Source organism: Cohnella thailandensis, from assembly GCF_014212135.1.
Lineage (GTDB): Bacteria > Bacillota > Bacilli > Paenibacillales > Paenibacillaceae > Cohnella > Cohnella thailandensis.
Genome location: NZ_JACJVQ010000023.1, coordinates 32,450 through 44,580, shown reverse-complemented (window position 1 = coordinate 44,580; position 12,131 = coordinate 32,450). Strand labels below are relative to the sequence as shown.

Annotated in this window: 10 protein-coding genes; 3 read left to right on the top strand and 7 right to left on the bottom strand. The window is 56.7% G+C overall.

The annotated features are described in order from the left end of the window. Positions 1-103: 103 nt before the first annotated feature. On the bottom strand, positions 104-1,102 hold the full coding sequence (locus H7B67_RS25490) for an aldo/keto reductase (protein WP_185122710.1): 999 nt from the start codon (positions 1,100-1,102) through the stop codon (positions 104-106). A gap of 112 nt (positions 1,103-1,214) precedes the next feature. On the opposite strand from H7B67_RS25490, the gene pdxR (H7B67_RS25485) reads away from it, so the two are divergent. Further along, positions 1,215-2,630, top strand: a complete 1,416-nt coding sequence (gene pdxR, locus H7B67_RS25485) for a MocR-like pyridoxine biosynthesis transcription factor PdxR (protein ID WP_185122709.1) — start codon at positions 1,215-1,217, stop codon at positions 2,628-2,630. 244 nt (positions 2,631-2,874) lie between these two features. Here the strand turns inward: pdxR (H7B67_RS25485) and H7B67_RS25480 are convergent, their stop codons facing one another. The 4 genes from H7B67_RS25480 to pdxR (H7B67_RS25465) form a co-directional block, all read right to left on the bottom strand. Beyond that, positions 2,875-3,831 (bottom strand): VOC family protein, encoded by a 957-nt coding sequence (locus H7B67_RS25480; RefSeq protein WP_185122708.1) that lies wholly within the window; start codon positions 3,829-3,831, stop codon positions 2,875-2,877. Positions 3,832-3,974: 143 nt separating this feature from the next. Further along, positions 3,975-4,769, bottom strand: coding sequence for an SDR family NAD(P)-dependent oxidoreductase (locus tag H7B67_RS25475; protein ID WP_185122707.1), 795 nt, complete (start codon positions 4,767-4,769; stop codon positions 3,975-3,977). 139 nt (positions 4,770-4,908) lie between these two features. Beyond that, a complete protein-coding gene (locus H7B67_RS25470; RefSeq protein WP_185122706.1) occupies positions 4,909-5,919 on the bottom strand; it encodes an AraC family transcriptional regulator in 1,011 nt (336 codons plus the stop codon). Then, complete coding sequence (gene pdxR, locus H7B67_RS25465) at positions 5,916-7,340, bottom strand: MocR-like pyridoxine biosynthesis transcription factor PdxR (protein ID WP_185122705.1); 1,425 nt, start codon at positions 7,338-7,340, stop codon at positions 5,916-5,918. The genes H7B67_RS25470 and pdxR (H7B67_RS25465) overlap by 4 nt, the downstream gene beginning before the upstream one ends. A 118-nt stretch (positions 7,341-7,458) precedes the next feature. On the opposite strand from pdxR (H7B67_RS25465), the gene H7B67_RS25460 reads away from it, so the two are divergent. Together H7B67_RS25460 and H7B67_RS25455 are read left to right on the top strand one after the other, a co-directional pair. Further along, on the top strand, positions 7,459-8,367 hold the full coding sequence (locus H7B67_RS25460; protein WP_185122704.1) for an NAD-dependent epimerase/dehydratase family protein: 909 nt from the start codon (positions 7,459-7,461) through the stop codon (positions 8,365-8,367). After that, positions 8,357-9,223, top strand: a complete 867-nt coding sequence (locus H7B67_RS25455) for an arylamine N-acetyltransferase family protein (RefSeq protein ID WP_185122703.1) — start codon at positions 8,357-8,359, stop codon at positions 9,221-9,223. The genes H7B67_RS25460 and H7B67_RS25455 overlap by 11 nt, the downstream gene beginning before the upstream one ends. A gap of 48 nt (positions 9,224-9,271) precedes the next feature. Here the strand turns inward: H7B67_RS25455 and nirD are convergent, their stop codons facing one another. Together nirD and nirB are read right to left on the bottom strand one after the other, a co-directional pair. Continuing rightward, on the bottom strand, positions 9,272-9,616 hold the full coding sequence (nirD, locus tag H7B67_RS25450; RefSeq protein WP_425353926.1) for a nitrite reductase small subunit NirD: 345 nt from the start codon (positions 9,614-9,616) through the stop codon (positions 9,272-9,274). Between the two features lie 20 nt (positions 9,617-9,636). Next, entirely contained in the window at positions 9,637-12,090 is a 2,454-nt protein-coding gene (gene nirB, locus H7B67_RS25445) for a nitrite reductase large subunit NirB (RefSeq protein WP_185122701.1), read from the bottom strand. Between the last annotated feature and the right edge of the window lie 41 nt (positions 12,091-12,131).

Here is a 12,131-nt window from a genome sequence, read left to right as displayed (position 1 = left end):
TGTACATTTCGAACCCACTTAATACGCAAGAAAAAAATAGCAGCCGGCCTCAAGGGCCGACTGCCGCTTTATCTGGGAACGCAAACTGCTGCAGGATAGCCGCTCACCCCTCGCGAACAGACAACAGTTGATCCATCTGCCGCATTTCGGCCTCCGTCAAAGGTCCGAATTCCATTGCCTTTGCGTTCTCCGCGACTTGTTTCACGGTTCGGAAGCCCGGAATCGGAATCGTGACGGCGCTTCTGGCCCAAAGCCAGGCAAGCGCGCCTTGGGCTAGCGATCGTCCGCCGGAGGTCAGCACTTCCCGGATCGCCCGCAATTGTTCGATCATCTCCGGCGAAGGGATCCCGTCTTTAAAAGAAGCCAGCCAATCCAAATCGTTGCGGTACCGGATATCCTTCGGATCGTCGACGGTTACCGCATCCGAATACTTTCCCGTTAGAAGCCCCATCGCTAGCGGACCGCGGTTAATGCTCGCCAATCGATTGCGTTCGCAAAGCTCAAGCATGTCGGCATTGTCCTGAAAGACGTTCATATTATGTTGGATGGCCACGCAATGCTTGCTCTGCGCAAAGAGCTCGGCTCGGGAAGTCGAATCGGTGGACCAACCGAAAGAGCGGATTTTCCCCTCCTCCGCCAATTCCTCGAGCACGACCATCACTTCCGGAGCCGACTGTTCCGGATAGTCTCCTAAATGAAAGTGATAGAGATCGATATAGTCGGTATTCAGCCTGCGCAGCGATGCTTCGCAAGCCGACTTAATGTAGGATCGGCTTGCATTCGTTCCTGTGGCCATTTTGGTTTCTTCGTTCGTGACGAACCCGAACTTCGTCGCCAGAACGACTTGGTCGCGTCTCCCCTTTAGCGCCTGTCCCAGCACTTTCTCGCTATGTCCGGCCCCGTAGTTATCGGATGTGTCTATCAACTGAATGCCGCTGTCGAGCGCGCAGTGAATCGCGGCAATCGACTCCCGGTCGTCGGTCTCTCCCCATCCGAACGGTTTGCCCGTCCGTTCTTCGATCCATGGCCCTCCGATCGCCCAGCATCCGATTCCGACGGCGCCGACTTCGATTCCCGATCTCCCCAACGTTCGTTTGAGCATGCCATCTTCTCCTTTGAATTGGTTTGCCCTTTCAGTATAATGATGGAAATTGGTTCGACTAAGAGCCAATTCCAACCCGATTCAAAGAACCAATTTAAAGGAGAGAGTTCGGTTGTTCGGATTTAACCCCATCGCGGGCGAGGGCTCCTTAATCAAACAATTATGCGGCTATTTGCGCGATACGATCGCAAGCGGAGCGCTCTCCCCCGGCCATCGTCTGCCACCGACCCGCAAAGCCGCCCAAGAGCTCGGCATCGCCCGGAACATCGTGATCGAGGTTTATGAGCAGCTGACCGCCGAAGGTTATCTAACGTCCAAAGCCGGTTCCGGAACGTTTATCGCCGAAGGGATAGAAATCCATTCTCCAGCATTGGATCCTTCCCCGGTTCTGCCCGCGCAAGCAACTCCCCTGGATCCTGCCGCTCCGCGCGAGAAGCCTATCGACTTTGACGCGGGAACGCCCGATCTGTCGCTCTTCCCGCGCAGGCTGTGGAGCAAGTACGTGAGGGAGGTCGTCGATTCGGAGCCCGCGAACGCGTTTGCTTATGGCGATATCCAAGGGACGCTTGCGCTGCGGGAAGCCGTCGCCGATTACCTTCTCCGGGTGAAGGGGATCCGCTGCGGCACCGAACGGATCGTGATCGCGTCGGGCACCGCCGAAGCCTTCCTGCTGCTGGCCTCCGCTTTCTCGGATCGACACCGCACCGTCTATGTCGAAGAGCCGACGATCGGTTTTGTAGGGGATATTTTTCGGAAAATGAAATATGACGTACGACCGGTCCATGTCGATCGCCAAGGGATGAACATAAGCCGAATCGAGCGGTCGGAGCCTGGAGGATTGATCGTCCTTACGCCCTCCCATCAATATCCGACAGGAAGCATCCTCTCCATTCAGAGGAGACAACAGGCCGTCGCGCTGGCCGAGACGTACGGGCATTATATAATCGAAGATGACTATAACAGCGAATTCCGGCATAAAGGAGGGCCTGTTCCGCCTCTGCAGCTCCTTGCTCCATCGAGGGTGATCTACGCAGGCACGTTCAGCAAGACGCTGTCTCCTGCGCTCAGGATCGGCTTCCTTATCGTCCCTCCCCAACTAATCGAGCTCGTCGTTCGAACGAAGGAGGAGCTGAACCTGACGGCTTCCGCCATTTCGCAGTTGGCGCTCGCTCGATTCATCATGGATGGCCATTACGATCGGCATATTCACAAGATGAGGGCGGTTTACAAGCGGAAGCGCCTTTTCCTCGCGGAACAATGCCACCGTCTATTCGGCGACCGGGTGGAAGTGATCGGGGACGAGGCCGGCATGCACGTTCAGCTTGTCTTTCGGCAAGACTCGTACGGTCCGATCGAATGGCAGAAGCTCGAATCTTGCGGCGTCCGTCTGTCTTCCTTTGACGACTATGCGATGACAAGGGGGCGCAATCCTGGTAAAGCGGTGCTCGGCTACGGGAACCTGACGGAGGAAGAGATTGTCGAGGGGTTGCGAAGGCTTAGCCTGTTTACGGATGCTTGGAGGATTTGAACGAAGAAGGAATAAGCCCGCGAATCAGCGTCGATTTTATCGTCAAGGAATTCGGACGGGACCGATCGGGAAACCCGTTGGCGGCCCTCTTCTACGTGGAGGGTCTCGTCGATGGGACCAAAGTAAGCGACGCGATCGAGACGCTGGTCATGGTCGCTTCCGAAGCCGCCGCAGCTCGTATTCGCCCTCTGCTCTTAGCTGATCAGGCGCAAGCGAATGGCGGGATTTGGCTAAGGCTTCGAATTCAGTCATTGGATGTGTCTTCCTCTAATGGTCTTACGGTGAACGCGGGCAAGCCCTTGACGATATCGGAACGCCGCTCTTCGTACCATTCGGGTAATTTCAATGCTCGGCCAAGCTCCTCGTAGGATTCATCGCGGTCGAATCCCGGAGAGTCCGTCGCGATCTCGAAGAAGATGCCCCCCGGCTCGTAAAAGTAGATGGCGTTAAAATAGTTCCTGTTTTTGACGGGCGTAGGTTCTAGCCCTCTGTTGACGATTCGTTCTCTCCATACTTCATGCTCGGCGTCGTTCTTGGCCCGCCATGCGATATGATGAACCGTTCCGGGCCCGCCATGGCCGAGATCCGATGCGGCTTCCTTCAATTCGATTATGTTGCCTAGCTCTCCATAGGAGCGAAAACGAAGCAGTCCATTCTCCCTTCCCACCTTCTCGAGCCCCAGAAGCTCCTGCAGGAGAATACCCGTCCGCTCGGGCGCTCCGCTGTTTAAAACGGCGCCTCCAAGTCCTTTAATGGCCATCTCGGCCGGGATCTCTCCGAAGGACCACCCGCTATTAGGCCCCCTTCTTCGTTCCGTCAGTTCCAGTTGGAGACCGTCCCGATCCGCAAACCTCAGATACGTCTCTTCGAAGCGCCGTTCGCGAGCAAATTCGATTCCGAATCGGGTTAAGCGGTTCTCCCAGAAGGACATGGCCCCTTCGGGAATGGCGAACGTGATCCATTCCACTTGCCCGGAGCCGATCTTGCCCTGACGCCCATGCTCGAAGGGAAAAAAGGTAACGACCGTCCCGGGCGCTCCCGTCTCGTTGCCGAAATACAAATGATAGACGCTCGGAACATCGAAATTAACGGTCTGCTTAACGAGTCTCAAGCCAAGAATGCCCGCGTAGAAATCGACATTGGCTTGCGCGTCGCGGACGAAAGCGGTAATGTGATGAATGCCTGCCGTTCTTAAGGTCATATGCTCCAATCCTCCGTCCCGCCATGTTGTCTTGAAATTATATATCTTAATTTAAAGATATATGATCGGACTGAGATTGTCAACGACAATTTAGCAGAAAAGGCCGGCCCATAAAGGGCCGACCAGGAAAGCGCACCTATGCGTCAAAAAATCGTCGGTACCATTCCCCCGTCCATGCGGATCGGAGAGCCTTTAAAGGCTGAAGCGTAAGGGCTGCATACGAATGCGGCCAATCTGCCTATTTCCATTGGCTTGATAAACCGCTGGATTTCCGATTGAGGCAGGGTTGCCTTCATAAACTGTTTCTCTTTTGCGGAGAAGCTCATCGTATCGTCAGGGATTAGTCCCTCGATGATTTGCTGCACGTTCTCGGAAAGCGTCGGTCCCGGCAGGATCGTATTGACGGTGACTTCCGTCCCTCTCGTTAAACTAGATAAGCTCTTCGACAGGGAAAGCAGCATGGATTTCGTCACGGCATACTGGGGCATCTGACCGGAAGGCATGACGGCTTCTTCGCTCGCGATGAAGAGAATGCGGCCGTAGTCGTTCTTCAACATGTTTGGCAAGTAAAACTTGGACAAGCTATTGGCGGCAAGAAAGTTCGTACGGAAGTACTTCTCCCATACTTCATCGTCGACGTCCTCATAGGACATGATCTCGTAGATCCCCAAGTTATTGACCAAGATATCGACGTTTGGGTATTTCTCGAACAAAGCTTCCCTTTGCTCGACATCGACTAGATCGCCGGTCGCCTTCTGCGGAGAGGTTGACGGAAAAGCCGCTTGGATTTCGGACACCGTTCGAGCTACCTCGTCTTCATGACGTCCGTTTATCAGTACATGAACCCCTTCTTTGGCAAGTTCGACGGCAATGGCTTTGCCTATGCCCTTTGTCGACCCCGTTATTAAAGCGGTCTTATTGCGCAATCCCATATCCATAAAACTCGACTCCTTTTCACTTCGGCAAGCGGACTGTCGTTCATTCGCAGTCTTGTATGCCGGTTAGTGAACATAGTACCCTGTCCGGACGATTCCGTAACTAGCGCCGAACGCCATCCTTCTAGCATCACCCGCCATATCAAGAACTCTTGTGTTCGGCTCGCCAATTCGCGGGAGTATCCCCTTCCCACTGGCGAAAGGCGCGGTAGAACGAGTTCTGGTCTTCGTATCCGAGCAGGAATGCCACTTCCTTGATTTCAAGGGAAGAGTCTGCCAAATACTCTCGAGCTTGCTCTTGCCGGGCTTGCGTCAATAGAGTTTTGAAGCTTGTCCCTTCGTCCGTAAGTCGGCGCTGCAAGGTGCGGCCGCTCATTCCCAGTTCGCCCGCGACAGCCTGAATGTCGAGGCGGCCTCCCGTTAAGCTGCGTTTCAGGATCCACTTGACGATCTCGCAGACGGATCCGCTTTGTCGCTTATCCATAAGCGATCGGTCGAGCACGGGAGTCAGAATCTCCAGCAACTCCGCATTATAGGAGACGAAGGGCCGGTCCAGGTCTCTTCGATGCAGCCTCATGCGATTCCCATCCGCTCCGACCCGGATCGGACAGCCGAAGTAAGCCTCGAGCGCTTGCGCATCGTACAAGGAATGAGACAAGTCGACAGAAGCCGCCGTCAAGGCCTGACTCGTGCCCCGTCGCCCTAGCTCGAGAAGATTGGCCAGCGTGATCCCGACCAGCACCGGCGGTCCGGGCTGCCCGTCGTCTTGCCATTCCAGCTCGATCGTGCAAAACTCGTCTTCTTCGGAGATGCTTAACTGTTCGGGAGGACACATTTGCTTATATCGGACCGTTCGCTTCAAGGCATCCCGGTAATTGCGGGCGTGGTAAGTCGCCAAGACGGTCGGCGGGTAAAGCGCCGTCTCGTAGGCGGTCGTCAGCTTGACGATTCCCGCGGAGACGTCGCCGACGAGATCGGAGTAAGCTTCCCAGATCGCGAAGTATTGGGCGGTTGAGACTTCAAGGGGTTCCATGGACAATGGAAGCGGCAGCCGTGCCTTGCAAGCGATATCTCGAGGGTCGATCCCCATACCGCGCAAGCCTGCCCAGAACCCGGGCGGGATTTTAACAAGATCGAGGGGTTGGGAAGTCATGCTCTCGCACCTCCATAAGGATCATGAATCACGCTCGCCAGCATCTCGATTCCTTCCGCGATTCGACGTTCAGGCACGTTGCCGTAACCCATGATCAACTTGTGTTCGTAATTCCCTTTGACGATCGCATACGTCTCGGCGGGATACACCCTTACCTGCCGCTCTTCCAGCGAAGCGGTTATCTTCGAGTCGAACCGGTATCCCGGAAAATCGGCCACCAAGTGCAAGCCCGCCGCATCTCCCGATATCGCGACCTTGCTGCCGAACGCGCGGGATAAATGAGCGATCAGGCTCTCCCGCCTTTTGCCGTAAATCCGCTTCATTCTGGCCACATGACGTTCCAGCTGCCGTTCGGCGATGAATCGTGCCAGGATGAGCTGCGATAGTGTCGGGCTAGCGTGGCCCGACAGATATTTAAGGCGAACCAGAGGAGCCGCCAATTCTTCGGGCACCACCATATACCCGAGGCGGAGCGCGGGAAACAGGTTTTTGCTGAACGTTCCGATATAGATGACGCGCTGCGCATTCAGCTCTCTCAAGGCCCGAACCGGAAGCCCGCTATAACGGAATTCGCTGTCGTAATCGTCCTCGACGACGTAGCAATCGCGGGAACGAGCGTACTCCAGCAGCTGAATGCGGCGAGCGGCGGACAATATGCTGCCGAAGGGAAATTGATGGGATGGCGTAACGAAGAGAAACTTCGGCTTCGCTTCTCCCGGTATCTCATTTATGCGCAAGCCTTCTTGATCCACCGGAACCGGAACCACGGCTGCGCCAGAAGATACGAAGATATCATGAATAAACGTTGCGGTCGGATCTTCGGCGACGATCTCCTCCCCCGGACGGACGAGCAGCTTGCACAGCAAGGCGATCGCCTGGGTGGCGCCGGCCGTTACGACGATTTGCGAAGGCTTGCATTCGATGCCCTTGGATTGAAGCACGAGACGGCATATTTGCGTTCGCAGCTCCCAATTGCCGGCCGGATGATCGTGGCCGAATTCCGAGTCTCCCGCCGCATCGAAGACGTGAAGAGCGGCTTCCTTCCATTTCTTGCGCGGCGCGTATTCCAGAGCAGGCAGGCTCGGACGGAAATCGATCCCTTCGAAGCGATACCCGGATTCGGCCGGCTCCTTCCGCTCGGACGGAACGGCCGTTCCAAGCAATCCGGAGAAGAGCGGCTTGCCTTGCCCAAGATCGGTCACGTAGGTTCCCGAGCCTTGGCGGCTCTCCAAGTATCCCTCGGCAATCAACTGCTCGTATACGTCGACGATAAGGGCCCTGGAGACGCCGAGCTCTTTGGCCATGTCCCTGGACGACGGAAGCCTCTGGCCGATAAGGTAGCGGCCGTCGATGATCCTGTCCCGCAAGTAACGATAGATTTGTTCGGTTTTGGAACCGTCCGCATTCAATGTCCATGACATGGGATCCGTTCTCGCTCCCCCCCTGAGTGGTATGGCATTATTCCGAGAAAAGTGGTACTTAATCATACCAATATATCATGATAGGATAAAACTGCTCAAGGAAAGGAGGCAATCCGGAATGAAAGTGTTTGTTGCGGGCGCATCAGGCGTCATAGGAAGGCTATTGGTACCGAAGTTGCTGGCAGCCGGTCACGACGTGTACGGAATGACCCATAAAAAAGAGAACGAGAGGTTGGTTCAACGTTTAGGCGCTAAGCCTGTCCTTGCCGACGCATTCGATAAAGAAGCCGTTAAATCCGCCATCGGCAACGTGCGGCCCGATGCGATCTTTCATCAGCTTACCGCGCTTAGCGAATGGAATACGGCCGATAACGCGCGAATTCGGACGGAAGGAACGCGCAATCTCGTGGAGGCGGCTTTGGAGGCTGGCGTGGAGCGGATGATCGCCCAGAGCATATCCTGGGCTTATGAGCCGGGACCGGAACCGGCGACGGAGGATGTTCCGTTGGATATCGAAGCTCCGTTGCCCTATAAGACGACGGTTGACGGCGTGATCGCCCTTGAACGATCCGTAGCGGAGATGCCCGAGCACGTTATTTTGCGATACGGGCTCTTATACGGTCCCGGGACCTGGTACGACCGAAACGGCCTTATGGCGGACCGAGTACGCCAAGCTCAAGTTCCCGCAACCGAGGGTATAACTTCCCTCCTTCACGTTGAGGATGCCGCGGTCGCGGCCTTGCTCGCTTTGGGTTGGCCGGCAGGACCGGTCAATATCGCGGACGACGAGCCTGCGGCGGAATTCGAATGGCTGCCCGTCTACGCCGACGCATTAGGGGCGCCAGCTCCCGATAGGCAAACGGGACGCAAGCGGGGCCAACGCGGAGCGTCGAACGCGAAGGCGCGCAGCGAATACGGTTGGAAGCCGGTCTATCCGACTTGGAGATCGGGGTTGGCTCATAGCTTGAGCGTGCGACCGTCGGAAACCCGCCGATCTAAAGGGGATGATATCTTCGATGTTGACTAAGCCTGAAATTCAGTCCTATTTACGAAGAATAGGCGTGCCGGACATTCAGCCCCCCACTCTCTCCTATCTGTTCGAGCTTCATCGGGCCCATGTGCGAAGCATTCCTTGGCAAACCGTCGATATCGTTGCCGGAAGGCCGGCGTCGATTGATCTTCGAGAATCCGTGCAGCTCCTCTTAAACGGCCGAAGCGGGTATTGCTTTCACCTGAACGGGGCGTTCGGCGAGCTCCTTCGATCCTTGGGATATCCCGTGAATTGGCATAGAGCCGGCGTTCAGCCGCTAGGAGAAGAGCCGCGCATCAATTCCTTTCACTTGGGCTTAACGGTCCATCTTCGGGAGGAAGCGCAAGTGCAACGATGGATCGCGGATGTCGGCTTGGGAGACATGCCCTACGAACCGTTGCCGATCGTGCCGGGTGAGTATCGGCAAGGTCCTCTAACGTATAAGGTAACAGAGTCCTCTGTCGTTCCGAACGGCTGGCGACTGGAGCACGATCCGCTTGCTTTTTTTGCCGGAGCCGATTTCGATCCCGAAGCATTAGACGATTTGGATGAATTTAAGCCTAAGCATGCTTATTACAGCCTGTCGCCGGAATCCCCTTGGATGAACCAACTCATCGTTCGGAATAGGCATGCCGAGGGAAGCAACGAGCTTAGGGGCTGCATCTGGAAGAAGCGGGATCGGCAAGGTTTGGAGAAAAGGGAACTCGCGAGCAAAGCTCAGTGGTTCGAAGTGTTGGCGGATGTGTTCGGAGAACGACTTGTTGCGTATACGAGCCTAGACCGGGATGACTTGTGGAACAAAGTATGGAGGTTGCATGAGGAATGGAAAAAGGCTAAAGCCTCCCGTCCTTGATCTGACAAAGAAACAGGCACTCTCGAATGGAGGTGCCTGTTTCTTGATTTATCTATCGCTATTGGAAGGCAGTCCGATCAGAACAGCCTCGTCTTCGATCCTTACCGGAAACGTGCGAACCCGTCCGGTATCGGGCTCTTGAACCTCGCCGTCCTCCAGGTCGATCTTCCAGTCCCGCAACGGGCAATACACATAGTGACCGCTGACGATACCTTCCGCAAGGGGGCCGCCCTTCGGATGAGGCGTGCGATTCTCCAGGGCGTACAGGGCGCCGTCCGTCGTCCGGAACACCGCCAAGTCCCAATCGGAGATCCGAACTTGCCGGCCCAGTCCCCTCGGGAACTCCGACAAACCGCCAATCGGCGCGAAATTGAGTTGTTCTCGGTTAATCACGCGGTTCGCCTCCTTCTCCCCTATCTCGCATCCGCTTCGACCGATTGGTAATAGTCGCGCCGCAAGCTCTCGTCGCTGAACGCTTCCCGCCATGGATCTTTCCCTTCCGCAAGCGCTAGCTCGACGCGATCGAGCAGCAGCTTGCGAACCTCGGGCTTATGAAGGACGGCGTCCCGAACGTTATCGATGCCGACCCGTTCCAACCATTCCGAAGTGCGTTCGGCATAATGGCCGGTCTCCCGGTAATATTGAATGAACGCTCCGCACACGTCCATGAGCTCTTCGTCCGTCTTCACCTTGCAGAGCGACGCCGCGACCGTCGTCTTGATGCCGCCGTTGCCGCCGACGAAGATCTCCCAACCGCCGTCGTTGCCGACGATTCCCAGGTCCTTCGTCCCCGACTCGGCGCAGTTGCGCGGACAGCCGTTCACGGCCATCTTGAACTTAGCCGGCATCCACAGCCGCTCGAACTTCTTCTCGAGCCGGATTCCCATCGCGATCGAATCCTGCGTGCCGAACCGGCAGAACCGGGCACCGACGCAGGTCTTGACCGTGCGCAGCGCCTTCGCGTACCCGTAACCGGAAGGCAGGTCAAGGTCTTCCCAGATGGCGGGTAGATCCTTCTTCTCTACGCCGAGCAGATCGATTCGTTGCCCGCCGGTCACCTTGACCATTTTAACATTGTATTTCTCCGCCACTTCGGCGATCCGGCGAAGCTGCTCCGGCGACGTCACTCCCCCGTACATGCGGGGAATGACGCTGAACGTGCCGTCCTTCTGAATGTTGGCGTGGAGCCTTTCATTCACGAATCGGGAATCGCGTTCGTCCTCGTGCTCCGTCGGCCAAATCATGCCGAGATAATAATTAAGGGCGGGCCGGCACTTCGAGCAGCCTTCGGGCTCGCTCCAGCCCATCACCGCCATCACTTCCCGCACGCTCGTCAGACGCTTCTCCCGGATCGCCGCCACGATTTCTTCGCTGTCATGGGTCGTGCAGCCGCAGATCCCTTTCTTAGGAGCCGTCCGTTCGCGATAGCCGTCGCCTAGGACGACCTGCAGCAGTTGTTCGACGAGCGGCTTGCAGCCTCCGCAAGACCGGGTCGCTCCCGTGCGCACTTTGATCTCGTCTACCGTCGTCAGTCCGTCCACCTGAATGACCCGAACGATATCGCCTTTGGTCACGCCATTGCAGCCGCAGACAATCTCGTCGTCCTTCATGCTTAGGACGGCTGCAGCACCTTTGCTTGCCCCGCCTGCGCATTCCTGTCCGCTTCCGAACAGCCGGCCGTAGAGCTCGTCGGTCATCTCGGCCCCTTCCCGGATGAGCTTGGCGAGCTGCGGCGCATCGGTCACGTCGCCGTACAGAACGGCGCCGACGATTTGATTGCCGCGCAGCAGCACTTTCTTGTACAAGCCCAGCCAGTCGTCCTGCCGGCGAAGAACCCGGTGACCCGGCTCTTCCTCGTACTCGCCCGCCGAGAACACGTCGACGCCGGAGATCTTGAGCTTGGTCGACACCGACGAACCCGCGTAGGGCGCAGTCTCCGCACCGGCCAGATGCTTCGCCAGAACGGCCCCTTGTTCGAACAGGGGGGCTACCAAGCCATAGGCGATCCCGCGATGCTCGCAGCATTCCCCGACCGCATACACGTCGGGAGCGCTTGTGCGCATAAAGTCATCCACGACGATCCCGCGGCCGACCTCGATTCCGCTCGCCCTTGCCAGTTCGACGTTCGGCACGATACCGGCGGCCATCACGACCAATTGCGCCTCCAGCTCCGTCCCGTCTTCGAAGCGCAAGCCGGTCGCTTCCCCGTCACCGAGCACCTCTGTCGTCTTCGCCTTCATTAGGAATCGGATGCCTTGGCGCTCCAGCTCCGCCTTCAGCATTCCCGCAGCCGCTTGATCCAATTGTCGTTCCATGAGCTTATCCATCAGGTGCACGACCGTGGTTTCCATCCCTAGCTGGACAAGGCCTTTCGCGGCCTCAAGCCCAAGCAGTCCGCCGCCGATAACGGCTGCCCGCTTCACCCGCTTAGACGCTTCGATCATCGCATGGCAATCCGCGATGTCCCGAAAGCCGACGACTCCTTGCTGGGTCGCTCCCGGCACCGGAAGAACGAATGGCTTCGAGCCGGTTGCGATGATCAGCGCGTCGTAGTCGGCACAATCTCCCTCGCTCGTAAAGATCTTCTTGGCATCCGGATCGATCCGGACGACTTTGGTTCCCGTATGGAGCTCGATTCCGTTGTCCTCGTACCAGTTCCGGTCGTTCAGGATGATTTCGTCGATCCGCTTGCTGCCTTCGAGAACGTACGACAATTGAATTCGATTGTAATTCGGGTAAGGCTCTTCTCCGTACACGGCAATGTCGAAGGAATTCGTCAGCTTGAGGATTTGCTCCAGCGTGTTGATCCCGGCCATGCCGTTGCCGATCAAGATCAGCTTGCGTCGATGGTTCGATAGATCCGCCATGTGAGTTCCACTCCTAATCTGTTTATGTGGCCTCATTATAA

Bases quoted from the DNA above. Each gene is read 5' to 3' on its own strand.
- H7B67_RS25490 (WP_185122710.1), bottom strand. From the start codon at position 1,102: ATGCTCAAACGAACGTTGGGGAGATCGGGAATCGAAGTCGGCGCCGTC.
- H7B67_RS25480 (WP_185122708.1), bottom strand. From the start codon at position 3,831: ATGACCTTAAGAACGGCAGGCATTCATCACATTACCGCTTTCGTCCGC.
- H7B67_RS25475 (WP_185122707.1), bottom strand. From the start codon at position 4,769: ATGGATATGGGATTGCGCAATAAGACCGCTTTAATAACGGGGTCGACA.
- H7B67_RS25470 (WP_185122706.1), bottom strand. From the start codon at position 5,919: ATGACTTCCCAACCCCTCGATCTTGTTAAAATCCCGCCCGGGTTCTGG.
- pdxR (WP_185122705.1), bottom strand. From the start codon at position 7,340: ATGTCATGGACATTGAATGCGGACGGTTCCAAAACCGAACAAATCTAT.
- H7B67_RS25460 (WP_185122704.1), top strand. From the start codon at position 7,459: ATGAAAGTGTTTGTTGCGGGCGCATCAGGCGTCATAGGAAGGCTATTG.
- H7B67_RS25455 (WP_185122703.1), top strand. From the start codon at position 8,357: ATGTTGACTAAGCCTGAAATTCAGTCCTATTTACGAAGAATAGGCGTG.
- nirB (WP_185122701.1), bottom strand. From the start codon at position 12,090: ATGGCGGATCTATCGAACCATCGACGCAAGCTGATCTTGATCGGCAAC.